Annotated in this window: 21 protein-coding genes and 4 tRNA genes; 12 read left to right on the plus strand and 13 right to left on the minus strand. The window is 66.1% G+C overall.

The features are described from left to right. The first annotated feature begins 42 nt into the window (after positions 1–42). The 4 genes from CEW88_RS03995 to CEW88_RS24425 all read left to right on the plus strand — a co-directional run bounded on the left by CEW88_RS03995 (position 43) and on the right by CEW88_RS24425 (position 4,141). On the plus strand, positions 43–1,035 hold the full coding sequence (locus tag CEW88_RS03995) for an ABC transporter permease (RefSeq protein ID WP_108964791.1): 993 nt from the start codon (positions 43–45) through the stop codon (positions 1,033–1,035). Further along, positions 1,032–1,817: an ABC transporter permease gene (locus CEW88_RS04000; RefSeq protein ID WP_108964792.1), complete on the plus strand. Its 786-nt coding sequence runs from the start codon at positions 1,032–1,034 to the stop codon at positions 1,815–1,817. The genes CEW88_RS03995 and CEW88_RS04000 overlap by 4 nt, the downstream gene beginning before the upstream one ends. Before the next feature lies 1 nt (position 1,818). Then, positions 1,819–2,913: an ABC transporter ATP-binding protein gene (locus tag CEW88_RS04005; protein WP_108964793.1), complete on the plus strand. Its 1,095-nt coding sequence runs from the start codon at positions 1,819–1,821 to the stop codon at positions 2,911–2,913. A gap of 673 nt (positions 2,914–3,586) precedes the next feature. Beyond that, positions 3,587–4,141 (plus strand): hypothetical protein, encoded by a 555-nt coding sequence (locus CEW88_RS24425; protein ID WP_159099550.1) that lies wholly within the window; start codon positions 3,587–3,589, stop codon positions 4,139–4,141. 131 nt (positions 4,142–4,272) lie between these two features. On the opposite strand, the gene CEW88_RS04015 is transcribed toward CEW88_RS24425, so the two are convergent. Further along, positions 4,273–4,347, minus strand: a tRNA-Phe gene (locus CEW88_RS04015). Positions 4,348–4,494: 147 nt separating this feature from the next. On the opposite strand from CEW88_RS04015, the gene mnmH reads away from it, so the two are divergent. Next, positions 4,495–5,553: a tRNA 2-selenouridine(34) synthase MnmH gene (gene mnmH / locus CEW88_RS04020; RefSeq protein ID WP_108964795.1), complete on the plus strand. Its 1,059-nt coding sequence runs from the start codon at positions 4,495–4,497 to the stop codon at positions 5,551–5,553. On the opposite strand, the gene selD is transcribed toward mnmH, so the two are convergent. From selD to CEW88_RS04035, 3 genes are all read right to left on the minus strand, one after another. Further along, positions 5,535–7,694 carry a selenide, water dikinase SelD gene (gene selD, locus CEW88_RS04025; RefSeq protein WP_108964796.1) on the minus strand — a complete coding sequence of 720 codons (2,160 nt, stop codon included), beginning with the start codon at positions 7,692–7,694 and terminating at the stop codon, positions 5,535–5,537. The genes mnmH and selD overlap by 19 nt on opposite strands. A gap of 170 nt (positions 7,695–7,864) precedes the next feature. Next, positions 7,865–8,845, minus strand: coding sequence for a glutathione S-transferase family protein (locus CEW88_RS04030; RefSeq protein WP_108964797.1), 981 nt, complete (start codon positions 8,843–8,845; stop codon positions 7,865–7,867). 4 nt (positions 8,846–8,849) lie between these two features. Continuing rightward, positions 8,850–9,662, minus strand: a complete 813-nt coding sequence (locus CEW88_RS04035) for a VOC family protein (protein ID WP_108964798.1) — start codon at positions 9,660–9,662, stop codon at positions 8,850–8,852. A 139-nt stretch (positions 9,663–9,801) separates the two neighbouring features. Here CEW88_RS04035 and CEW88_RS04040 point away from each other — a divergent pair, with 139 nt between their 5' ends. Then, positions 9,802–10,698 (plus strand): LysR family transcriptional regulator, encoded by an 897-nt coding sequence (locus CEW88_RS04040; RefSeq protein ID WP_108964799.1) that lies wholly within the window; start codon positions 9,802–9,804, stop codon positions 10,696–10,698. 1 nt (position 10,699) lies between these two features. Here CEW88_RS04040 and lipB read toward each other — a convergent pair whose 3' ends face one another. Beyond that, positions 10,700–11,365 carry a lipoyl(octanoyl) transferase LipB gene (lipB, locus tag CEW88_RS04045; RefSeq protein WP_108964800.1) on the minus strand — a complete coding sequence of 222 codons (666 nt, stop codon included), beginning with the start codon at positions 11,363–11,365 and terminating at the stop codon, positions 10,700–10,702. A 200-nt stretch (positions 11,366–11,565) separates the two neighbouring features. On the opposite strand from lipB, the gene CEW88_RS04050 reads away from it, so the two are divergent. Next, a tRNA-Leu gene (locus tag CEW88_RS04050) sits at positions 11,566–11,652 on the plus strand. An 847-nt stretch (positions 11,653–12,499) separates the two neighbouring features. Beyond that, entirely contained in the window at positions 12,500–13,180 is a 681-nt protein-coding gene (locus CEW88_RS04055) for a spermidine synthase (RefSeq protein WP_108964801.1), read from the plus strand. 62 nt (positions 13,181–13,242) lie between these two features. On the opposite strand, the gene CEW88_RS04060 is transcribed toward CEW88_RS04055, so the two are convergent. Further along, a tRNA-Ser gene (locus tag CEW88_RS04060) sits at positions 13,243–13,332 on the minus strand. 269 nt (positions 13,333–13,601) lie between these two features. On the opposite strand from CEW88_RS04060, the gene metG reads away from it, so the two are divergent. Next, positions 13,602–15,311, plus strand: a complete 1,710-nt coding sequence (gene metG, locus CEW88_RS04065; protein WP_108964802.1) for a methionine--tRNA ligase — start codon at positions 13,602–13,604, stop codon at positions 15,309–15,311. Between the two features lie 74 nt (positions 15,312–15,385). On the opposite strand, the gene aqpZ is transcribed toward metG, so the two are convergent. Then, positions 15,386–16,117, minus strand: coding sequence for an aquaporin Z (gene aqpZ, locus CEW88_RS04070; protein WP_108964803.1), 732 nt, complete (start codon positions 16,115–16,117; stop codon positions 15,386–15,388). Between the two features lie 328 nt (positions 16,118–16,445). Between aqpZ and CEW88_RS04075 the strand changes: the two genes are divergently transcribed. Together CEW88_RS04075 and trmB are read left to right on the plus strand one after the other, a co-directional pair. After that, positions 16,446–17,486, plus strand: coding sequence for an aldo/keto reductase (locus CEW88_RS04075; RefSeq protein WP_108964804.1), 1,041 nt, complete (start codon positions 16,446–16,448; stop codon positions 17,484–17,486). An 82-nt stretch (positions 17,487–17,568) separates the two neighbouring features. Further along, positions 17,569–18,282 (plus strand): tRNA (guanosine(46)-N7)-methyltransferase TrmB, encoded by a 714-nt coding sequence (gene trmB / locus CEW88_RS04080; protein WP_108967525.1) that lies wholly within the window; start codon positions 17,569–17,571, stop codon positions 18,280–18,282. A 319-nt stretch (positions 18,283–18,601) separates the two neighbouring features. Here the strand turns inward: trmB and CEW88_RS04085 are convergent. Then, positions 18,602–18,678, minus strand: a tRNA-Met gene (locus CEW88_RS04085). Between the two features lie 92 nt (positions 18,679–18,770). Beyond that, entirely contained in the window at positions 18,771–20,078 is a 1,308-nt protein-coding gene (locus CEW88_RS04090; protein ID WP_108964805.1) for an ATPase, read from the minus strand. A 218-nt stretch (positions 20,079–20,296) separates the two neighbouring features. On the opposite strand from CEW88_RS04090, the gene CEW88_RS04095 reads away from it, so the two are divergent. After that, positions 20,297–21,109: a pyrroline-5-carboxylate reductase family protein gene (locus tag CEW88_RS04095; RefSeq protein WP_108964806.1), complete on the plus strand. Its 813-nt coding sequence runs from the start codon at positions 20,297–20,299 to the stop codon at positions 21,107–21,109. Here CEW88_RS04095 and CEW88_RS04100 read toward each other — a convergent pair. The 4 genes from CEW88_RS04100 to CEW88_RS04115 all read right to left on the minus strand — a co-directional run bounded on the left by CEW88_RS04100 (position 21,088) and on the right by CEW88_RS04115 (position 24,094). After that, positions 21,088–21,594 (minus strand): prepilin peptidase, encoded by a 507-nt coding sequence (locus CEW88_RS04100; protein WP_108964807.1) that lies wholly within the window; start codon positions 21,592–21,594, stop codon positions 21,088–21,090. The genes CEW88_RS04095 and CEW88_RS04100 overlap by 22 nt on opposite strands. A gap of 10 nt (positions 21,595–21,604) precedes the next feature. After that, positions 21,605–22,465 carry a tetratricopeptide repeat protein gene (locus CEW88_RS04105; protein WP_108964808.1) on the minus strand — a complete coding sequence of 287 codons (861 nt, stop codon included), beginning with the start codon at positions 22,463–22,465 and terminating at the stop codon, positions 21,605–21,607. A gap of 62 nt (positions 22,466–22,527) precedes the next feature. Next, positions 22,528–23,115: a tetratricopeptide repeat protein gene (locus CEW88_RS04110; RefSeq protein WP_108964809.1), complete on the minus strand. Its 588-nt coding sequence runs from the start codon at positions 23,113–23,115 to the stop codon at positions 22,528–22,530. Between the two features lie 10 nt (positions 23,116–23,125). Continuing rightward, a complete protein-coding gene (locus tag CEW88_RS04115; RefSeq protein ID WP_108964810.1) occupies positions 23,126–24,094 on the minus strand; it encodes a type II secretion system F family protein in 969 nt (322 codons plus the stop codon). Positions 24,095–24,099: the final 5 nt, after the last annotated feature.

Raw genomic sequence — 24,099 nt, forward strand, 5'->3', positions numbered from 1 at the left:
CACGCAGCCCGACGCACGCGCTTCGTGCAGAGAGGAAACGCCATGACCAACAACGCCGTAGATGCTGGGGCACGCCGCTCCGCCGCGGCGGGAGACGCAGCCGACCGCCGCCCATTCTGGGGCCGGCTGGTCAATTGGGGGCCCTATCAGGCACTCGTCTCGCTGCTCTTCGCTTCGCCCCGCAGGCAGTTCGTGCTGCTGGCACTGATCCCGTTGATCTGGATCGTCACCCAGCACCTCGGGCCGATGCTTCAGATGCTGCAGGTCAGCCTGCTGGACGCCTATCCCATCGCACCGGGACAGGAAAACCACTACACGCTGGCCAATTACGCACGCTTCTTCCAAGAGAGCGTGTTCATGATGCCGTTCCTGCGGACGATCACCTATTCGGCGGTGCTGACGCTGGTGACTCTGATTATCACTTATCCGGTCGCCTATTACCTGGCCCGCTACGTCAAGCGCGAGAACCAGCTTGCGCTGCTTTTGCTGTTGCTGATCCCGTTCTGGACCGGCGAGATCGTGCGCACCTACGCGATCATGATCCTGCTTGGCAACAATGGAGCGATCAACCTCGCGCTCAAAACGCTGGGCCTTATCGACCGGCCGATCCCCTTCATGTACACCGGCTTCTCGGTCAGCGTCGGCCTGATCTATCTCACTGCGCTTTACATGCTCCTGCCGCTCTACTCGGCCTTGGAGAAGCTGCCGCGAAACCTGTCCGAGGCCGGCGCCGACCTCGGCGCGGGCGCCTGGACGCGGTTCAGGCGCATCACACTTCCGCTGTCGCTGGAAGGCATCGGCTCGGGCGCCACGCTCGTGTTCCTCATCTCCACCGGTTACTACGGCACACCTGTGCTTCTGGGTGGGCCCAACACCACGGTCTTTGCCGAGACCATCGCGGGCTTCTTCCACGTAGCCGGTGATCAGTGGCCCACGGGCGCGGCTTTCGCCGTCATCATGTTCTTCGCCGCGCTGGTGCTCACCGGGATCTTCGCCCGCCTTATTGCAGCGCTTCGCAAGGGAGACAGCAAATGACCCGCTCCGGACGCGTCTGGCTTTCCGTTTTCTTCTGGGCTTTCGTGGTCTACCTCTTCGTGCCGCTGCTGCTGATGATCCTGATGGGGTTCAAGGACAGCAAGTTCATCGGCTTCCCGATCAACAGTTGGACGTTCGATTGGTATCTCAGCGTGTTCGACGACGGCACGGTTCTGTCGAGCTTCGTCTATTCGCTGGTCATCGCGGTGGGCTCGACCGTGGTCTCGGTGGCCATGGGCACCTGGCTGGCGGTGCTGCTGAGCGGACGAAAGTTCGTCGGCCGCTTCGCGGTATACGCGTTGACCATCCTACCGGCGCTGGTGCCCGGGATTATCTCGGCCATCGCTTTCCGCGTGTACGCGCGCCAGCTCGGCATCGAGCCCGGGGGCTTCGCCATCATGTGGTCGCACGCGGTGCACAACGTGCCTTTCGTAGCGCTGGTGGTGATGGCGCGGCTCTCGACCCTGCCGAAGAGCTTTGGCGAGGCGGCGCGTGATCTCGGCGCCGATCCCTTCGTCACCTTCACCCGGGTCACGCTGCCCTACCTGATGCCCGCCATCATCGGGGCGTCGATCTTCTGTCTGCTGCTGAGCTTCGACGATTTCGTCCGCTCGTTCTTCCTCGGCTCCTACGACCCGACTCTGCCAGTTCTGATCTTCGCCAAGCTGCGCTCGGGCATGTCGCCGGAAATCAACGCAATCTCTACCGTGGTGCTAATCCTGACCGCGGTCTTGGGGGTCTGGGCCGAGCGCTCCAGCCGCCGCATGAACAGGGAGCACTGACATGCTGTCCGAAAAGGAACCTATCGTCCGCCTCGAAGGCGTCTCCAAGGCCTACGGCAAGGCGCAGGCGCTGCACCCGTTGGACCTGTCGATCGCGCCGGGCGAGTTCGTCACCTTCCTCGGCCCGTCAGGCTGCGGCAAGTCGACCACGTTGCGCATCCTCGGCGGGTTCGAGAAGACCGACACCGGGCGGATCATCCTCGAGGGACAGGATGTCACCGCGCAACCGCCGGAAAAGCGCAAGGTCAACATGGTGTTCCAGGACTATGCGCTTTTCCCGCATATGACCGTGGCACAGAACATCTCCTTCGGACTAGAGCTGAAAGGGCTGAGCAAGGCCGAGATCAAGCGGCGGCTCGACGAGGTGATGAGCTTTCTGGAACTCGGGCCCTTCGCGAGCCGCTACGCATCGCAGCTCTCGGGCGGACAGCGCCAGCGGGTGGCACTGGCGCGGGCGCTTGCGCCCGATCCCGCATTGTTGCTGCTCGACGAGCCTCTCGGCGCGCTCGACGCGAAGCTGCGAACGCAGGTTCAAATGGAGCTCAAGTCGATCCAGCGTCGCACCGACAAGACCTTCCTCTTCGTGACCCACGATCAGGACGAGGCCCTCACCATGTCCGATCGCATCGTGGTGATGAACGGAGGCCGAATTGAGCAAGACGGCACGCCCGAAGACCTTTATTTCCGCCCTGAGACGCGTTTCGTGGCGGAGTTCATCGGGGCGACCAATCTGCTCGATGGCACCGTGCGCGGAGTGGACAATGCCTCCAAGGAGATCGTGGTCGACTGGCGCGGAATCGAGTTGAGGGGCCGGGCGCCGGCAGAGGTGCCCGGCACGGGGCAGGAGGTCAGTGCCTCGCTTCGGCTCGAGAAGATTCGGCTGGCGGCCGAAAAACCCCTCACCGGAAACGCGGTCATGGGGAGGATCGTTGACCGGACCTTCCTCGGCAGCCGCGTGGCTGTCGACATATTGGTAGAAGAGGCCGGTGCCGCACGGCTTCGCGCCTATACCGACACCGACACGACGATGAAACTGGGCGATTCCATGGTCTGGCTGGGCTGGGACAGCGCAAGCCTCTCAGTTCTTCGTCAGTGACCCCGACCTACTTGTAAATATGCGTGGCCCGGTCTTTGTGCCGGGCCACTCCATTCATGCGAGCCAGCCGCGTCACCCTGCCGAGGGCAGCCTCGATCGCTGCCGCCCACGGTATCGGAACAGCCCATTTTAGAAAGAAGCGGTGCCTCGCTCAGGCAAGGAGCGCGCGGCGTATATACGTCCTGTCTTTCGCTAGGATCAAGATCACCGCTGACCCGCGCAGGGATCGGTCATTTTGAACGTTGTCGGCTTGGTGCGTGATGCGCCACCAGGATCGTTCCGCGGCCAAGCGCCATGAACCAGTGCTGGCAAAGCCTGTTTGTCTTGGGGTGCCACAAAGTGACGGTTCAAACCAATCTTTTCCGGTGAGCGATGTTACATATTAATTGCTGAATTAATTTCTGCGGTTCAGAGTCATCAATTTCATTGCAGGTCGCGGTCGTGGCAACAACCGCCCAAGGAGTCACGCGCTTCGTTCCGCCTAATTTATTTTCTTCACGGAAATTCTGCCAGGGAGGACCGAGATCGAATGGTTCGGAGGCTTGCAGGGCTTGGACTATACCACCAATCCGCGCGTCTCCGGGGCTCTTAAGTCCGAGCGTCGTATGACCTTTCTTCTGATGTCGGTGTCTTCGATGGGCCGATAGGGCTTTGTGACCTGACGCTTGGTTATATGGATGCGACCTTTGGGGTTTCCTTCCTGCAGCTGCTTCTGAACGGCGAGAAGATCGCCGCCTTCAACTGGGGCTCGGACCAGAGCGCCGCGCTCGCGAGCCGCCCGAGCGAGACGGAATTCACCTTGGAAGGGTTGGTTCTCTCGCGCGCTGACGTGATCGAACTGGGTGGCCAGGGCGAGGGCGGCGCGCCGCTGCGGGTAGACTATCCCGAGTTGACCCTCATGACCCTGCCGGGTGCGACCGATATCTGGCTCGAGGAGGTCAACCCAGACGGTGTCGGCAATCGGGTGCTGATCGGGCGCAACGATGGGACCGGTCGTTGCGCGGTAGCAGATCCCGGCGTCCGTTCGGGCGGTCGAGGTGGTGACGCCCGAAAAGTGTGGATCCCGCATGGGCGCCACGATTCCGCCCGGTCCGTCGCGTCGATCCGACGTGCTGGTCCGTGTGTCGTTGGCGCGCTTCGCTCAATGAGCGGAGGCCAGCGATGCTGCGCTGGCGATACTTCGCGGAGACCTCTCAAAGCCGCCTTGTGGCTTCCCGGCGGTGGATAGCGCGAAGGTGCGCGTCGTCGTCTGAGCAGCAACTTGCTGTGCCCTGGAAAGCTATCGACCGATCGAGGAGGATGCTGCATGAGCAAGCATTCCACTTAAGCGTCTGTTACCACTGTCTTTCTGGGAAAAAGTGGTGCCCGGGGGCGGAATCGAACCACCGACACGAGGATTTTCAATCCACTGCTCTACCCCTGAGCTACCCGGGCACGGGAGAAGGCATCGCCTTCGGGTGAGGGGGATTTAGCCGAGGCATTCGGGAGTGTCCAGAGGCTTTTGCGGAAAAAATTTGCATGCCCTAGCGTCGCCCCAGATCGCTCTTTCTTCGCCGTCGGCGGCGCGGTACCAAATGCGCCATGCCACGCAAGATGACACAGCTTTCCGACTTCCTCCGCCATGGCTGCGACACGGTCATCGACGTGCGCAGCCCGGCCGAATTTGCCGAGGACCACGTCCCCGGCGCGATCAACCTGCCGGTCCTCGACAACGAGGAGCGGGCGCGGGTCGGCACCATCTACAAGCAGCAATCGCCCTTCCTCGCGCGCAAACTCGGGGCGGCGCTGGTGTTCCGCAATGCGGCTGCGCATATCGAAGGACCGCTGGCGCATCACGAGGGTGGCTGGAAGCCGCTGGTCTACTGCTGGCGCGGCGGGCAGCGGTCGGGCTCCTTTGCCTGGATGCTGCAGCAGATCGGCTGGCGCGCCGAGGCGGTGGAGGGGGGCTATCGCACATATCGTCGTCTGGTCACCGAGGCGCTTTACGACTCCGCGCTGCCGTTCAAGCTGATCCAGCTCGGCGGGCACACCGGCACCGCCAAGACCGCGCTGCTGCCGAGGCTCGCGGTGCGCGGCGTGCAGGTGATCGACCTCGAGGGATTGGCGCGGCACCGCGGCTCTCTGCTCGGCGACACGCCCGGTGGCCAGCCGAGCCAGAAGTGGTTCGAGACCGAGCTGGTGCAGGCCCTCGATGCGCTCGATCCGGCGCGCCCGGTTCTGGTCGAGGCCGAGAGCAGCAAGATCGGCCAGCTGCTGATCCCGCCCGCGATCTGGGAGGCAATGAAGGGGGCGCCCTGGGTCGAGGTCGCGGCGCCGCTGGAGGCCCGGGCGGGCTATCTGAACGCGGCCTACGACGACATTCTCTCGGATGGACCTGCGCTGAAGGAAAAGCTGTCGCCGCTGCGCTACCACCGCGGTCACGAGCTTGTGGACCGCTGGGAGGCACTCATCGACGCGGGCCAGCGGTTGGCACTTTGCGCCTCGCTGGCGGCGGATCACTACGATCCTGCCTATGACAAGTCGATGCGGGCAATGTCACCGCGGGTGGTCGAGCGTTTCGAGACCCCGGCTCTGGACGAAGCGGCGCTCGATGCGCTGGCGGACCGGATGGCGGAGCGGCTTCAGACCATGTCGATCTGACCGCTGCGATCGGTAATCGCGCCGATCTCCACCGCCGGAAAGCCCGCCGCGCGCAGCTGCGCGAGGGTGTCTGCCGCATCTCCGGGCACCGCCGCCAGCAGGCCCCCCGCGGTCTGCGGGTCGAACATGAGATCCTCCTTTGGCCCCAGCGGCTGGAAGGGAAGGGCGGCGCGGTTCTTGGGGTAGAGCGTCGAGGCATGGCCCGCCGCCGAGAGCGCCTCGGCGCCGGGCAGCAGCGGTACCTTGCCCACCTCCAGTTGCGCGCCGACCCCCGAGGTGTTGCAGATGTTCAGCAGGTGCCCCGCCAGGCCAAAGCCGGTGACGTCGGTCATCGCATGGGCGTGGCCCAGAAGGCGCGCGGCGGTGCCCTGCGGCGTGGTCATGTGCCTGAGCGCCTGCGCCACCCAGTCCCCGCGCGCGGCGCCGGCCATCTCGGCGGCCATGATGACACCCGTGCCGATTGGCTTGGTGAGGATCAGCCTGTCGCCGGGGCGCGCGCCGCCGAGCGTGATCGGCGTGCGCGCGCACAGGCCGGTGATCGTCAGTCCGATGCTCAGCTCGTCGCCCATGGCCGAGTGCCCGCCGACCAGCTCGGCGCCTTCGGCGCGGAGGATGCCGGTGATCGCGCCGAGGCATTCAGTCAGCGTGCGCTCGGCCAGCGGCTCGGACATGCGCGGCAGCGTGAGGCTGGCGACCGCGGCCTGGGGTGCGGCGCCCATGGCCCAGATATCGCCGAGCGCGTGGATGCAGGTGATGCGGGCCATGACCTCGGGGTCCTCGACGAAGGCGCGCAGGTGATCGACCGTCATCACCTGCCGCGCACCGCCCGTGAGCAGCAGCGCGGCATCGTCGCCGGGCAGCGCGGTGACGTCGGCGCGGATGGGCGCGGGCAGGGTCGAAAGCGCCGAGGCGAGCGCGTCGCGGCCGACCTTGGCACCGCAGCCGCCGCACATGGGTTTGCTGCCGAGGGCCTCCTCCATGCCCGCCGCGTGATGAGCAGGCAGGGGCGGCGGGGTCATCGCCGGAAGCTCTTGGAACTTGCGCATGAAGCTGCGGTCGATGTGGTCCTTCCAGCGCCACATGAGCGGACCCGACAGGGCCAGACCCGCCTTGTCGGCCAGCGCCGACTTGCGGCCCAGCGAAATCAGCTTGAGGTAATCGCGCTGCGGGCGGTAGCAGCGCAGGGTGTCGCGTCCCTCGAGCGCGGCGCGCAGATTGTGCAGCAGGATCGGCGCCTCGCGGACCGCAAAGACCCCGGCCTTGGGGCGGGGGGTCTCGGTCAGATGCGCGCAGTCGCCAGCGGCAAAGATCGCCGGGTCCGAGCTCTGCAGCGTCGGGGCGACCTTGATGAAACCGTCCTGCAGGTCGAGCCCGCTCTCCTGCAACCACCCCTGCGCCCGCGCGCCCGCCGCACCGGTGACGAAGTCGGCGGCGATCTCGCGGCCATCGGCGAGGCGCAGGCTGCGCGCGGTGATCTCGGTGACCTCGGCGGTCTCGATCAGCGTGACCCCCTGCGCGGCCAGCGCGTTGCGCAGCTTAGCCGCGGTCCGGGGGCGCAGCGCCGCGAGCGCGGTGGCGCGTTCGATCAGATGCACCTGCGCCGGGCGGCCGCGCTGCCGCAGGGCAAAGGCCATGGCGCAGGCCAGTTCGGCCCCGGCCACGCCGCCGCCGATCACCGCCGCCGAGGCTGTGCCGCTGCCGTCCCGGTAGGCGGCCCACCCCGAGGCGAAGGGGCCGAGCGGCTTGGCGGGCAGGGCGTGCTCGGCAAAGCCCGGCAGGTCGGGCATGGTCGAGGTGACGCCGATGTTCACCGAGGCGACGTCGAATCCGATCGGGGCGCGGCCCGCGACCCTGACCTGCCGCGCGGTGCGGTCGATGCCGGTCACCGCGCCGAGGATCACCCGTGCCCCGGCGAAGCGCGCAAGCTTCACGAGGTCGATATCGAGCTCGTCGCGGGCGTAATGGCCAGCGACGAAGCCCGGGAGCATCCCCGAATAGGGCGCGGTGGGCCCGGGGTTGATCACCGTCAGCCGCGCGCCCGGCAGCGGTTTCATCCCCCACATGCGCAGCAGCAGCGCGTGCGAATGGCCGCCTCCGACAAGGATGAGGTCGCGGGTGAGGGGCAGGCTGGGCGCGCGCATGAAGTTCTCCGGCTGGTCGGCTCGGGATGTAGCACGGCTTGCGCGGGAAGGGGGAGGGGGCTCTGACCCCCACGCGCCGCAGGCGCGTCCTGAAGCGAGAGGGGGGGGCTTGGCGCCCAAGGCTCACGGCGCCTTTCCCCGGCATGTTGTCGCCGAGAAGAACGGCCGGGTCAGAGCGCTGCCTTGGCCGCGGCAATCTCTGCCGCGAGCGTGGCGGGGCCCGCAGGGATGATGCGCGGCGGGTTGAGCGCCTTGATGCCGTAATACCCCGCCTTGATGTGATCGAGGTCGACCGTCTCGGCGATGCCGCCGGTGTTCAGCACCCGCAACATGTGCGCGTGCAGATGGGCATGATCCTCGAGCCGGCGGATGTTGCACTTGAAAAGGCCGTGATAGGCGGCGTCGAAACGGATCGAGGTGACAAAGATGCGGATATCGGTCTCGGTCAAGCTGTCGCCGAAATAGAAGGGGCGGCCGTCCGAGAAGTGCTGCTCCATCCGGGCCATTTCTTCGAACAGCTGGGTGACGGCCTCGTCGTAGGCCTCCTGCGTGCTGGCAAAGCCCGCCTTGTAGACGCCGTTGTTGTAGCGCGGGTAGATCTGGGCGTTGGCGGCATCAATTCGCGCGCGCAAGCCCTCGGGGGCGAGGCGGATGTCAGAGGGAGCGAGTGCCGCGAAGGCGGTGTCGAACATGCGCAGGATGTCGGCACTCTCGTTGTTGACAATGACCCCCTGCGCCTCGTCCCAGAGTACCGGAACCGTCGCGCGGCCAGAGACATGCGGGTCGGCGCGCGTGTAGAGTTCGTGCAGGTGGCTCGCGCCGTAGAGTGGGTCCTCATCCGCCCCCGCAAAGCCGCCGAAGCGCCAGCCTTGGTCGTCGAGCCGGGGGTTCACCACGGTGACCGGGATGATCTCTTCGAGACGCTTGAGCTTGCGCGCGATCAGCGTGCGCGAGGCCCAGGGGCAGATCAGCGCGACGTAGAGCCGGTAGCGTCCGGCTTCGGCCTTGAAGCCGCCGGTCCCGGTGGGGCCGGCGTTGCCGTCCGGGGTGATCCAGTTGCGAAAGCTCGACTCCTGCCGCACGAAGCGACCCTTCTCGTCTGCCTTTTGCACCGGCTGCCAGTTTGCGGTCCATTTTCCGTCGATGAGCATGGGGTCAGCCCTTCTGTGTCAGGGTGAATGGGGTGCCCCACGGATCGGTCAGCGGGGTCTTGGCGGTGGCACGGCGGCGAATTGCGGCGATCTCGGCAGCGGTGCTGCGCAGCTCGATCTCGGTAAGGCCGGTCGCGGGGCCCTTGCGCGGGCCGGCGCCGCGGCTCCTCCAGATGTTTGACGCAAGATGGTGGTGGTAGCCGCCAGAGCCGAAGAAGGTGGCGCCTGGATAGCGGCTTGTCACCGCCATGCCGAGGGTGTCCGCGTAGAAGGCCTCGGCGGGGTCGAGCTGGCCCACCTGCAGGTGGACGTGGCCGATGACGGTTGCCTCGGGCGCGCCTTGCCAGGGGCCGGTGGCGCTCTTCGCGACGTCCTGCAGGTCGAGGGCATTGGTCGCCATCTCGATCTCGGCTCCCTTGTGGGTCCACTGGTCGCGCGGGCGGTCGACATAGATCTCGATGCCGTTGCCCTCTGGATCGGCGAGGTAGAGCGCCTCGCTGACGAGGTGGTCCGAGGCCCCCTGAAGCGGGACGCGGCTCTCGGCCGCGTGGTGCAGCCAAGCGCCGAGGTCGGCGCGCGAGGGCAGCAGGAAAGCGGTATGGAAAAGCCCGGCCTCGCGTGGGGAGTGACGCCGGGCCGCCTTGTCCTGCCGCAGCGCGATGAGGCTGCGCCCAGACGCGCCGAAGCGGGCCTCGGTGCCGTCGTCCGACAGCTTATCGAGGCCGAGCGCGGATTGGTAGAAGTCGCCGACCCTGGCAAGGTCGTTCACGGTCAGGCTCACTTGGCCGATGTCGAGGGGGACGTCGCTGGGTGCCATGATCTCTCTCCGTATACGTGTCCTGCGGATGCAAGGTGGTGCAGCGCTCGCTGCCGTTGGGAGGAATATGCGAGTTGGCATTTCGGAAAGAAATGGGGAATATATGGGAATACTATCCACCTTTTGTTCGGAATGAGCCATGGACATCGTCGAACAGATCCGCGCCTTCGTTGCCACCGCGCAGACCGGCTCCTTCACCGCCGCTGCTGAACGTATGGGGGTGTCGAACCGGCTGACCTCGAAATACGTGGCCGAGCTGGAGGCGCGGCTCGGCACGCGATTGCTGCAGCGCACCACGCGGCGGGTCGGGCTAACGCCAGCGGGAGAGAAGCTGCTGGCACGGGCGCCGGCCTGGCTGGAGGAACTCGAGGAGCTGCTTGGGTCTGTCGAGGATGAGGCGCGGGGCTTTTCGGGCGTGCTGCGGGTGGCGGCGCCGCTGACCTTCGGCGAGATCTACGCCGCCGATCTTCTGAGCCGATTCGCCGCGCCACACCCGGAGCTGTCGGTCGAGCTGCGTCTGTCAGATGCCTACACCGATCTTGCTCTCGAGGGGATCGATCTGGCCTTCCGCATCGGGCAGCTGACCGACAATAGGCTGAAAGCGCGGCGGCTCTGCCGCATCGGGATGAAGCTGGTGGCCTCGCCGGGCTATGTTGCTGCGCGCGGGGCGCCCGGCAGTCCCGCCGCGCTGAGCGCTCATGCCTGCATCCACGACAGCAACCAGCGCAGCCCGCGCTGGCGCTTCGGTGCCTCAGGGGCGCCGCAAGAGGTGCAGATCGACAGCCGCTTCGCGGTGAACAGCGCATGTGTGGCGCGGGACATGGCGCTCGCGGGGCGGGGCATCGCCTATTGCCCGGAGTTCGTGGTGACCGCCGATATCGAGGCCGGGCGGCTGGTCGAGGTTCTGGCGGAGGAGGAAAAGCCCGCACACGATCTGCACGCGGTCTATCTCGAGGGCGCGATACTGCCGCGAAAGGTGCGCGCACTGATCGATTTCGCTGCCGAGGACGTGAAGGCCCACCTGCTTGCGGGCTAGCTCAGGCCTCGCAGGGCAGGGCGCCGAGGGTCTGGTCGAAGCTGCGGCGCAGAGCGACGTCGAGATCGGCCATGCTCACCGGCAGGCCCAGATCGACCAGCGACGTCACGCCGTATTCGGTGATGCCGCAGGGCACGATGCCATCGAAATGCGACAGATCCGGCTCGACGTTGATCGAGATGCCGTGGAAGCTCACCCATTTGCGCAAGCGGATGCCGATGGCGGCGATCTTGTCCTCGGTCACGCGCCCGTCCGTGAGCAGTGGCTTGTCCGGGCGTTCGACCCACACGCCGACGCGGCCCTCTCGGATATGGCCGGTGACGTTGAACTCGGCGAGGGCGGCGATCACCCAGGCCTCGAGCTGCTGCACGAAGCGGCGCACGTCGCGGCCGCGCTTGCCGACGTCGAGCATGACGTAGACCACGCGCTGTCCGGGTCCGTGATACGTGTACTGCCCGCCGCGCTTGGTGTCGAAAACGGGGAAACGTTCGGGCTCGCGCAGATCCTCGGGTTTTGCGGAGGTGCCGGAGGTATAGAGCGGGGGATGCTCGACCAGCCAGATGAGTTCCTCGGCCTCGCCTGCGGCAATCGCAGCGGCGCGCGCTTCCATGAAGGCAACGGCCTCGTCGTAGCCGGTCAGCCCGTCTGTCGTGATCCACTCAACCATGCCTGAGCGATTAGGAGCATTCTCCGCGTCGGTCAATAGAGCGGGCCGGGGGCGGAGCGCGCGGCCCTGACCGAAGAGCGAAAAACCGGTCTTTCGCAAGTTGCCGTAAGGTCGGGTGACATTTTCGCAGAAAGGTTCAATTTTCCTCTTCACATCCCCCGCAGGCTTCGTTAGAGACCGCTTCACCAAGTCAAGGCAGTGCGGTCGTGGCGGAATTGGTAGACGCGCAGCGTTGAGGTCGCTGTGGGGTAACTCCCGTGGAAGTTCGAGTCTTCTCGACCGCACCAAAACTCTCCCCTAAGTGTTTGATCATCAGAGCAATCACGAAGGGTGGGAGAGTTTGGCCCCCCTAGGCAATCCCCCCCAAGTCGTTGTGCAACCTCCTGCGCCCTGACAGTTTGGTATTCGATGAACGCCTCGACGTCTGCGACTTTGAGCAGGGTGATAGGGTCCTTTCGGAAAACTCGAACCTGGCCAGCCTTCGCCCAGCGATAGAGCGTCGCTCGATGGACACCGAAGAGCTTGGTGTTGATTTTCACACGGAACTGACCCGGGTGGGGGCGTAATTTCCATGGGGAATTGACCGAAGTGACCCTCCCCGCGACGCAGCTTGCAGCGGGGGGTGTCCGGAGTGATCCATATAGAGGAATTTTAATTTCATCCGCCGCATGGCTTTTCGGGAAAAGCTACCGATCCGAGAGAGCGCGCGCCGAACCGGCACTTCGCAGAACACGATGATGTCCTGGGAGGTTCTCTAATCGCCTCGGCCAGGGGCTCATGCTCGAGCGTTTCCATCCAGCGTGCCTGGTTCTGGGGTTTTCCATCCGCGATCCGGATGATCTTGAAATCATAGCTCCGCCCGTCATGCTTGAGGGTGATGGCCTCTATGGCATCGAGAGCGATGCGCGAAAGCGGCAGGGGGCGTGTCGCGGTTCCTCGTCCTACCCGTCTCTTTCCGGAGACTAGGGAAAAGCCGATACCCTCTGGGTGTTGAGCATCCCTCGGGCACTTGGAATTCCTGCTCGAAATGACCGCTTGTCGCGTGAGAGGCGAGGGTTCGCTCTTCGAGCTGCCGCTTCCTATCCACCTGCGGATCGGCTAGGCCGGGCGCAGCTCTTACAACAGGACCTGCAGATGCTTCCTTGGGATCTTCTCGCCACCGCCACCGCGCCCGGGGGCGACACCCTGCGCCTGTTCCGGCGCGGAGAGGAATATTCCATTCGTCTCAGCGACGGGAACGAGCTGATGAACAGCCGGCTCGGCGGCTCCGAGGAGGCGCTGGCGACCCTTGCTTTCGAGCGGCTGTCCGGGCGCCCCGCGCCGCGCGTGCTGATCGGCGGGCTGGGCATGGGCTTCACACTGCGCGCGGCGCAGGCGGTCGCGCCGGCCGGGGCGCAGCTTATCGTCTCGGAGATCGTCCCGGAGCTGATCGCCTGGGCGACGGATCACATGCGGGTGGTCTTCGGCGAGTGCCTCGCGGATCCCCGTGTCGAGGTTCGGTCCGGCGACGTGGTTGCGGAGATCGGCGGCGCGCAGGGGGCTTATGACGCGATCCTGCTCGATGTCGACAATGGTCCCGGCGGGTTGACCCGCGCCGGCAATGACACGCTTTACGGTGAGCGCGGCCTGCAGATGGCCCATCGGGCGCTGACCCCGGGCGGGATCCTGGCGGTCTGGTCGGCGCATCCCGACGAGGGGTTCACCCGCCGGCTCGGGCGCTCCGGTTTCGAGGCCAAGGCACATATGGTGCGTGCCGGCAGAACCAGGCGCGGATCGCGTCACACGGTGTGGATTGCGCGGCGAAAGGGCGCTTGAGGGCGCTCTGATGAGCGGAGCAAACCTGAGGGATCGCGAAGCGCCGTATCCTGTAGGGAAGGTGGCGGAGACGAAGGGATTCGAACCCTCGAGACGGTTTCCCGCCTGCACCCTTAGCAGGGGTGTGCCTTCGACCACTCGGCCACGTCTCCGCTGACGCGTATATCCAAGCGAACATGGGAACCACAAGGCGAAACTGGCCTGTCGTGGAAAAATTTCTCTGCGGCCGAAAACCGTTTGGGACGATGCGTCGGGGGGACGCAGGGTAACCCGCGGGGCGGCCTCCAGAGGGGGGCATTGGTCAGCCGGGTCGGTCCGTGGGGCGCGCTCGCGCCCAGTGCGCAGGCCTGCCGCCGCACTGGCAAGCCCGGGCAACTTCCGCTAAGAGCGCGACAACTCCAGATTCATTCGCGGGACGAACATGGCACGTCATCTGATCACCTCGGCGATCCCCTACATCAACGGGATCAAGCATCTCGGCAACCTCGTGGGCAGCCAGCTTCCGGCCGACCTCTTTGCGCGCTACCAACGAGCCCGCGGCAACGAGGTGCTCTTCCTCTGCGCCACCGACGAGCATGGCACCCCCGCCGAGCTCGCCGCCGCCAAGGCCGGCAAGCCGGTGGCCGAGTATTGCGCCGAGATGCACGAGGTGCAGTCGAAGATCGCCGATGGGTTCCGCCTCAGCTTCGATCACTTCGGCCGTTCGTCGAGCCCGCAGAACCACAGGCTGACCCAGCATTTCGCCGGTGTGCTTGCCGAGCGCGGGCTCATCCGCGAAGTGTCCGAGACGCAGATGTACTCGCCGACCGACGGGCGCTACCTGCCGGACCGCTACATCGAGGGCACCTGCCCGAACTGCGGCTTCGAGGATGCGCGCGGCGACCAGTGCGACAACTGCACCAAGCAACTCGACCCGGTGGACCTGATCAACCCGCGCTCGGTGATCTCGGGCGCGACCGACCTCGAGATGCGCGAGACCAAGCACCTTTATCTCTGCCAGAGCCTGATCAAGGATGAGATCGAGGCCTGGATCGACAGCAAGAACGATTGGCCGGTGCTGACCACCTCGATCGCCAAGAAATGGCTGCACGACGGCGACGGGCTGCAGGACCGGGGCATCACCCGCGACCTCGACTGGGGCATCCCCGTCAAGAAGGGCGATGCAGATTGGCCCGGTATGGAAGGCAAGGTTTTCTACGTCTGGTTCGACGCGCCGATCGAATACATCGCCTGCGCGCAGGAATGGGTCGATGCCGGAAAGGGCGACGACTGGGAACGCTGGTGGCGCACCGACAAGGGCGCCGAGGACGTGACCTACACCCAGTTCATGGGCAAGGACAACGTGCCTTTCCACACGCTCACCTTCCCCGCCACGATCCTCGGGTCGGGCGAGCCGTGGAAGCTGGTCGATTACATCAAGTCGTTCAACTACCTCAACTACGACGGCGGCCAGTTCTCGACGTCCCGTGGCCGCGGCGTCTTCATGGACCAGGCGCTGGAGATTCTGCCCGCCGACTACTGGCGCTGGTGGCTGCTCAGCCACGCGCCGGAAAGCTCGGACAGCGAATTCACATGGGAGAACTTCCAGTCCTCGGTGAACAAGGACCTTGCAGACGTGCTTGGCAACTTCGCCAGCCGCGTCACCAAGTTCTGCCGCTCGAAGTTCGGCGAAGTGGTGCCCGAGGGCAGTGCCATGGGCGCGCTCGAGACCAAGCTGATCGCCGACCTCGCCGAGAAGATCCGCGAGTACGAGGCGCAGATGGAGGCGCATGAGGTCCGCAAGGCGGCCGGCGCGCTCCGCGCCGCCTGGGTGCTCGGCAACGAGTACCTGCAGGAGGCGGCGCCTTGGTCGACCTTCAAGACTGACCCCGAGGCAGCGGCGATGCAGATCCGCCTCGCGCTCAACATGATCCGCCTTTACGCGGTGATCTCCTCGCCCTTCATCCCCGACGCCTCGGCACAGCTTCTGGCGGCGCTGAAGACCGAAGATGACAGTTGGCCGGGAGACCTTGACGCGGCGCTGAGCACGCTGCCCGCGGGCCACGTCTTCGAGGTGCCCGAGGTGACCTTCCGCAAGATCACCGACGCCGAGCGCGAAGACTGGCAGGAGCGCTTCGCCGGCACGCGCTGAGCCGCCTTCGCCGGGTGCATTCGGCAGAACATCAAAAGAAGCGCGGTCCGGAGGGCCGCGCTCTTCTGTTGGCGTCACTTGCTCGGCACGCCGCCCTCGACGATGCCGGTGGGGGTCGGGCTGAGCCAGCTGTAGAGCAACCCGCCAAGCGCTCCGCCCAGCAGCGGTGCGAGCCAGAACAGCCAGAGCTGCCCCAGCGCCCAGCCCCCGACGAAGAGCGCCGGTCCGGTGCTGCGGGCCGGGTTCACCGAGGTGTTGGTGACCGGGATGCTGATCAGGTGGATGAGCGTCAGCGCCAGGCCAATGGCCAGTGGCGCAAAGCCCACCGGCGCCTGCCCGTGCGTGGTGCCCATGATGATGAAAAGGAACATCATCGTCAGCACCACCTCGGCGACGAGACTCGAGACCAGCGAATAGCCCCCGGGGCTGTGCTCGGCATAGCCGTTGGCGGCAAAGCCCGAGGCCACCACGTCGAACTCCGGCACGCCGCTGGCGACCACGTAGAGCACCGCGGCGCCGAGGATCGCACCGATCACCTGTGCAAGGACGTAAGGCAGGATGTCCGAGGCCGGGAAGCGCCCGCCCGCCGCAAGCCCCACCGTCACCGCGGGGTTGAGATGGCAGCCCGAGACATGGCCGATTGCATAGGCCATGGTCAGCACCGTCAGGCCAAAGGCCAGCGAGACGCCAAGCAGCCCGATCCCCACCTCGGGAAAGGACGCCGCCAGCACCGCAGAACCGCAGCCGCCAAACGTCAGCCAGAAGGTGCCAATGAGCTCGGCCGCGTATTTTCGGGAAGTCCCCATCGCAAACTCCTAAATTGAAATGTGTTCTGAAAAATAGTCCAGCGGGATACTGGCACCGGAGGCCGAGCGCGCAAAGCGCTTTTGCAGCTCCACCCCCGGAACAAACGACGCGGCGCGAAGAGGGCGCATGCTGCTGCGGCAGAGCGCTGGCGCGTTCGGGTGCCGAGGGGCGCTGACCTGCCGCAGGCCCGCCCTGCCGGGGGAGGGGGTCGGGTGCGCGCACATGTGATGCGCATCGGGCGTGTCTCAAGGGCAGCCTGCGCGCCGGGGGCTTGGCTTCCCCGCTCAGGCCACTAGTGTCGCGCCGAGCGCTAACAGGAGACACCCGATGAAGAAAAACCCGCTGGGCCGCACAGGCATGTCGGTGACCGAGCTCTGCCTCGGCACCATGACATATGGCAACCAGACGCCGCCCGAGGATGCCTTTGCGCAGATCGAGCGCGCGCTGGATGCCGGCATCAACTTCATGGACACCGCCGAGATGTACCCGGTGAACCCGGTGAAGGCCGAGACGGTGGGCCGCACCGAGGAAATCCTTGGCGACTGGTTCGCCAAGTCCGGCCGCCGCGGCGAGTGGATCCTCGCCAGCAAGCACACCGGCCCGTCGAAGCTGGTGCGCGATGAGGCGCCGATCAGCTCCGAGACCATCCCGGTGGCGGTCGAAGCCTCGCTGAAGCGGCTGAAGACTGATTACATCGACCTCTACCAGTTCCATTGGCCGAACCGCGGCAGCTACGCCTTCCGCCAGAACTGGACCTTCGCGCCCTGGACGCAGGACCGCGAGGCGACCCGCCAGCACATGGCCGACGCCCTCGGCGCGCTGCAGCGTGAGGTTGACCGCGGCACCATCCGCGCCTTTGGCCTGTCCAACGACAGCGCCTGGGGCACCGCGGAGTGGCTGCGTATGGCGGCGGAAGTGGGCGGCCCGCGGGTCGCCTCGGTGCAGAACGAATACTCGCTGCTCTACCGGATGGCCGATACCGACCTTGGCGAGCTGATGGTCAACGAGGACGTTGGCCTGCTGCCCTATTCGCCGCTCGGCGCGGGCCTGCTGACCGGCAAGTACCAGAACGGCGCGCTTCCCGAAGGCTCGCGCATGGCGATCAACGGCGATCTCGGCGGACGCAAGACCGACCGCGTTTTCCCGGCGGTCGCGGCCTACATCGAGCTTGCGCAGGAATTCGGGCTCGATCCGGTGCACATGGCGCTGGCGTGGTCGGCGCGCCGGCCCTTCGTTGCCTCGTCGATCTTCGGCGCCACCACGCTCGGCCAGCTCGAGCATCTGCTCGGCGCGGCGGAGGTGACGCTGCCCGGCGAGCTGCTTGAGCGCATCGACGCGACCCACAAGGCGCATCCGCTGCCCTATTAACGCCCGGGAGCCGCGCCGGCTCCTGCACAAAAGGGCGCGGGGAGGATTGCTCCGCGCCCGCTTCGCCGCTACATCGCGGCGCATGACCAGCTCGAACAAGCATCCCGGCGCCCCGTGGCGCAATTTCTACGGCCGCGTGAAGGGCAAGTCCCTGCGCCCGAGCCAGGAGACTTACCTCGAAGAGGACCTGGCGAAGCTCTCGCCGGGGGCGGTCGACTGGGAGGTGAACCCCGAGCGCGAGAACCTCGATCTTCAGGCGATGTTCGGCGGCAAGCCGGTCTGGCTGGAAATCGGCTTCGGCGGCGGCGAGCACCTTGTGCACCAGGCCGCCACGCATCCGCACATGGGGATCATCGGCTGCGAGCCCTATATCAACGGCGTCGCCATGCTGCTGGGCAAGATCCGGCAGGCGGGGGTCGAGAACCTCAAGGTGTACCCCGGTGATGCCCGCAACATGTTCGACGTGCTGCCGGACGAGAGCATCGACAAGGCCTTCCTGAACTATCCCGATCCCTGGCCGAAGACGCGCCACCACCGCCGCCGTTTCGTCACGCAGGAGCATCTCGAGCCACTGGCCCGGGCGCTGAAGCCGGGTGCCGAGTTCCGCGTGGCCACCGACATTCCCGACTACGTGCGCCAGACGCTGCAGGAGGTGCCGAAGGCGGGCTTCGAGTGGCTGGCCGAGGGGCCGAGCAACTGGCGCGCCCCCTGGGATGACTGGATTTCGACCCGTTACGAGCAAAAAGCCCTGCGCGAGGGTCGTACGCCACATTACCTCACGTTCCGAAAGCGCTGAGTCGCGCTCGCGCGCCGCGGCGCACGCACCAGCGGAAATCCTGGACGGGCAGGGCGCATGCGCTCTGCCCGCTTTTCTTTGCGGTCACAGGACCCTGTTCCCGCGGGCGCGGAGACTGTCGGATGTGGGGGAGGCTGGCTCGACGTGGGGCCGACGTGGGGCCACCGGGACGCGTCGAGCCGGGCGCACGCCGCGTGGCAGGGCCAAGGCTTTCGATATCGGCGAGGGCGTGGGCGGCCGAGCAGTCTCGGGACGGCAAAATCGCGCGGCCGCGCGCGTGCCTCGTGCGGGAATGGACTGCCGTGAAAGGAAAGACTTCTGGTAGCGGAGGAGGGACTTGAACCCCCGACACGCGGATTATGATTCCGCTGCTCTAACCAACTGAGCTACTCCGCCAAGAAGTGAGCGCTGAATATGGGTATGGGCCGAGAGGGTCAAGCGGAAAAATCGCCTGCCGTTGCGGAAATTCCGCGCCTTTCCGCAGGACCTCATTTCACGATGTCTTCGTCCCGAACGAAGAGGTTCGCCCAAGCCCTGTCGACCAGCTCTGGGGTCATCTTGTGGGGCCAGCCTTCGAAGTCGCAGATCGCTTTCATCTGATCGATGAGGAAGACCGGCTGGTAGTTCGCATAGAGGTTGTCGATGCTCGGATACTTGCTCTTCAGCAGGTAGACGAGCGAGGCCTCATCCAGGACCATCTGCTTCTTGCGCGCGACCATCGCGAAGATCTTCAGGAAGTCTTGCTGGTTCGGCCCGTCAATCTTGATCTTGAAGAAGATCCGGCGCAGCGCCGCTTTGTCGAAGATCTCGTTGGGGTGGAAGTTGGTCGAAAAGATCACCAGCGTGTCGAAGGGCACCTCGAATTTTTCGCCCGACTGCAGCGCGAGGATGTCCTTGCTTTCCTCCAGCGGTACGATCCAGCGGTTGACCAGCTTCTGCGGGGGCTCGGCCTGGCGGCCCAGGTCGTCGACGATGAAGAGCCCGCCGGTGGACTTGAGCTGCAGCGGTGCCTGGTAGGTGCGCGCGGTGGGGTTGTATACGAGATCGAGCATGTTCAGCGAAAGCTCGCCGCCGGTGATCACCGTGGGCCGGTCGCAGAGCACGTAGCGCGAGTCGAAGCGTGTGGTGCGACGTAGGCGGTTGGGGTCCTCGAGCTCGGTCTCGGCGGCCTTGTGCACGATTGGGTCGTAGACGGTGATGACCTGGCCGGAATATTCGATGGCGCGGGGCACGTAGATCCTGTCGCCGAGGGCCTCGCGGATGCCGTTGGAGATCGACGATTTGCCGTTACCCGGCGGTCCGTACATCAGGATAGATCGGCCGGCGCTCACTGCCGGGCCGAGGTGAGCGAGGAGCTCGCTTGGCAGCACGAGGTGCCCCATGGCGCCGGTGAGCGCCTCGCGGGTGACCTGTATGTTGCGGATCGACTGGCGTTGCACCTGCTCGCGATAGGCCGAGAGCGGCACCGGCATGGGGCCAAAGTACTCCGACTGCGACAGCGCGTCGAGCGCGCGCGCCTTGCCGCTGTCGGTGAGCTGGTAGTGCATCTCGCTGCTCAATGCGTCGCCACGGGTGCCCATGGCCTCGATCAACCCCTGCCCGCGGGCGAGGTCGACCAGCTCCTGGGTGATGACGATCGGCAGGCAGACCGCGCGGGCCAGCTCGGTGATCACGTTGGTGTTCTTGCGGAACAGGGTCTTGAGGATGATGTCGCGCATCATCGTGCGGGGCAGCACCATGTCTTCCAGCCGCTTGGGGGCGGGCGGCGCGATCACGCCGGAGCTTTGCATGTTCATCGGTCGAGCGCCCTGTCTTAACCCTATGTATGTCCTGTCGGCGGCCACAACCCAGAGCGGCCCGTCTGGCGCCAGTCCCTCCGCATGGTCCGCGTTGTTGCCGTTCAGGAAACTCCAGCATTGTGGCAAGAGCTTGTCTAGGCGCGGGAATTGCCGGGGCGGCTTGCGCGAATGGGTGGGTCGGGCGAGACTGGCGCGACTTGCGACGGGAGACCAGGATGGCGGATCATATGACGGTCGGGGTGATCGGCGGCACGGGCATGCTCGGGCGGAGCATGGTGGCGGGCCTGCTTGGGAGCGGCGTGGTGGCGCCCCAGTCGCTGTGGGTGGCCAACCGCTCCGGCAACCGTGGTGACCTTCCCGAGGGGGTTCAGGTCACCGCCGATGCGCAGGTGCTGATCCGGGCCTGCGAGGTGGTGATCCTCTCGGTGCCGCCGGCGCACTTCGAGGCGCTGGAGGTGGCGGCCTCGGGCAAGCTGGTGATCTCGGTCATGGCCGGGGTCTCGCGGGCGCGGATCGCCGCGCAGACTGGCGCCGAGCGCGTGGTGCGCGCCATGTCGAGCCCGGCGGCGGCGCAGCGGCTGGCTTTCTCGCCCTGGTGCGGGGATCTCGGGGACGAGGATGCCGCGCGGGTGGCGGCGCTTCTGGGGGCATGCGGCACCACGGTCCAGTTCGCGGACGAGGCGCAGATCGAGGTCTTCACCGCGCTCACTGGCCCGGTGCCGGGTTTTGTCGCGCAGTTTGCCGCCGCGATGGCCGACTATGCTGCGCGCCGCGGCGTGGCGCCGGAGGTGGCCGATATGGCGGTCCGGCAGCTCTTCCTAGCGTCGGGGCAGATGCTGGCCGAGACGGCTCCTACGCCGGAGGAGCACGTCGAGGAGATGATCGACTACGCGGGCACCACGGCCGCCGGTCTGCTGGCGATGCGGTCGGCGGGGCTGCAGGCCGCGGTGGACGCGGGGCTCGATGCCGCCGTGGCGCGCACCCGCGAGATCGCGGAGCAGGGGCCTCAGCCCGGGGTCGCACCGTAGAGCGCGCCGAGCAGCAGGTAGAGCCCGAGCGTTCCGGCCAGCGCCAGCCCCATGGGGAAGCGGCTGCCGCTCTGCCAGCTCTTCCAGTCGGGCGCGAGCTTGCGCAGCGGGCTGGCGCGCACCAGCCGGTGGCTGGCAAAGGCGGCCAGCAGCGTCGCGGCAAACAGCGCCATCACGAAGCGCAGATCGCCGAGGTGGATGAAGGGGGCGGCGGCGGCGGCGAATTTCGCGTCGCCCGCCCCGACGGCGCCCCCGGCATTGAGCGCGATCCCCGCGACCAGCACCGCGAGCATCTGCACGTAGCGCCAGGCATAGGACTCCAGTGGCAGCACGAAGGGGCCGATGACCACGAAGATCGCAAAGAGCGCGATCACCGCCTTGTTGAGGATCCGCATGTATTTCATGTCGGTGAAGCACACCCAGAGGCACACCACCAGGACCAGAGGCAAGAACCAGATCGCGGCGGTTGCGGAGATCACCAGCATGTCTCCGGCCTCAGTTCGTCACCGTGCCTTCCAGCGCATCCAATGCGCGGGCGGCGGCTTCGAAATGCTGCGGATGGGTTTCCAGCGCGTCGCGCAGCAGGCCCTTGCCGATCTCCACATCGCCGCGCTTGACCGCGGCAAGGCCCAGCGTCTGCAACAGCTCGGCGCGCTCGACTTGGGTCATTTGCATGACCGGCAGCGCGTAGTTGCCCTGCGCGCCGCGCGACAGAACCAGGTTGTTCTTGGCCGTGAACAGCTTGGGGTCCTGGCGGATGGCATCGGCAAACAGCTTTTCGGCATCGGCGTAGTCTCCGCGCGATAGCTTGGAGTAGCCCCAGTTGTTCAGCACCGAGGCGGGCTTGGTTGTCAGCCCCGAGGCGACCTCGTAGAAGCTGTCGGCCTTCTGCCATTCCTGGTGGCTGTCGGCGATCATCGCCTCGAGCCGGTAGCGCTGGAAGGACTCATGGGTGGGGGGGATGCCGTCGAGCACCTGCTCGGCCCGCTCCCAGTTGTTGTTGCGGATCAGCGCGTCGGCGAGCGAGACGCGGTCCTCGTTGGTCGATCCCTCGTGGGCGACGACCTGGGTCCAGGCGCTTGTCGCTTCGGGATAGCGCTTGGCGCGGATCAGAGATTTGGCAAGGCCGCGCTGAAAATCGATGCGGGCGGGGTCCTGTTCGGCGCTGCGCGAGAAATAGGCCACGGCCTCGTCAGGGTCGCCGGCGGTGAGCATGACCTCGGTCAGCCCGGCTCCGTCGATGGCGTTAACGCCGGAAAATTCGCGATCCACCGCGTCCTTGTCGATTTCCTTCTCGCAGGCGGACAAGGCCACAAGGCCCGCCAAAAGGGCGATCAAAACTCTCGGGTGGCGCATTTCCTGCGTCCTCTTGCTGCTCGGACCTCTTGTGCTGGCTGGTCTGTGCCGTCTTTGCGGCCTCAGCCCTCGCGCCGGATCAGGAAACTGCCACTGCCCCGGCGAACCAGCCTATAGTCTTGATTTTGCGCCGGATCATAACCGGTATCGTCCCGCTTTGCGAGCGCCAAGCGCAGATTGTCTCGAATTGCGTCACTTTCCCCATTGTCGAGCGCATAGGCCCGCCGGAATATCTCGGCCGCCTCTGCTGTCTGGCCGCTTTCCATCAGCGCCACGCCGAGATTGTTCCAGGCCTCGGGCCAGGTCGGCTCGACCTCGACGGCGCGGCGCAGCAGGGTCTCGGCCTGCCCGAGGCGCCCCAGCGCGAGGTTGGCCGAGCCGAGCGAGCTGAGCACCTCGCCGGTGAGACCGTCGCGGCCGGCGGCGCGGGTAAAAGCCTCGAGCGCGAGCTCGGGCTCGCCCGCCTGCATCAGCCGATGGCCGACGAGCAACTGGTCCACTTCCGCACCCCTTGGATCGAGCGTGGGGGCGAAGGGTGTCCCGTCCTGCTGCGCCAGCGTCTCGGGCGCGCCGAAACCATCAAGGCCGCCCGTGGAACAGGCGGCCAGACAGAGCAGGGCGATGGTGGCACAAACTGGACGTGGATGCATTCTGCCGAGTCTAGAAGTTGGCGCTGAACTGGCCGAGGCCCACGATCGACGGTCCGACGAGGATGATCATCAACGGGGGCACCGTCAGCATCATAGTGGTGAGCGTCATCTTTGTCGGCAGCTTGTTTGCCTTTTCCTCGGCGCGCATGACCCTTTTGTCACGCATCTCGCCGGCATAGACGCGCAGGGCATCGGCGATCGAGGTGCCGAAGCTCGCCGCCTGGTTCAGCACGACCACGAAGGACGACACGTCGTGCACCCCGCAGCGCTCACCCATGTCCGCGAGCACCGCGGTCTTGTCCTTGCCTGCCTTGAGCTCGTGGCAGACGATTTCGAACTCGTCGGCGAGCGCGGCATAGGAGGCGCGCAGCTCGCTTGCGACGCGGTTGATCGATTGGTCGAGCGACTGGCCAGCCTCGACGCAGACCAGCATCATGTCGAGCGCGTCCGGGAAACCTTCCTCGATTTGCTGGCGGCGCTCCTCGACGCGGCGGGTGACCCAGTACTTCGGCGCCATGTAGCCCGCGGCGCCCGGACCGAGCATCCACATGAGCTTGGTGGTCAGCGGCGCATCCGCCGTGTCGAGCACCATTAGGTAATAGACCGAGCCGATGGCCAGCAGCCCCAGACCAAGCGTCATCTGCGCGAGGTAATAGAGCCGCACCGCATCGCGCGAGCGGTAGCCCGCCTGCATCAGCTTCTTGCGGACCGCGCCGAGTTCTTCCTCGGTGGTCGGTTCGAGGTACTGCGCGTACTTGTTCAGCTTCTCGTTGCGCCGGGTGTCGCGGAGCACCGCGCGCGTCTCTTTTTCCATGGTCTGGCGCGCGGTCTGGCGCAGCTTGTCCATGGGATCGGGGCGCGAGCGCAGCATCAGCGGAATGCTGGAGAGGATGAGCAGGAAGGCGAGGCCGGCAACCACCAGCAGCGGGCCGGCGGGGCCGAGCTGCGCGGTGATCAGGGTGTTGAGCGTGTCGAGCATGGCGT

Origin of the sequence: Alloyangia pacifica, from assembly GCF_003111685.1 — a bacterium.
GTDB classification, from domain to species: Bacteria; Pseudomonadota; Alphaproteobacteria; order Rhodobacterales; family Rhodobacteraceae; genus Salipiger; species Salipiger pacificus_A.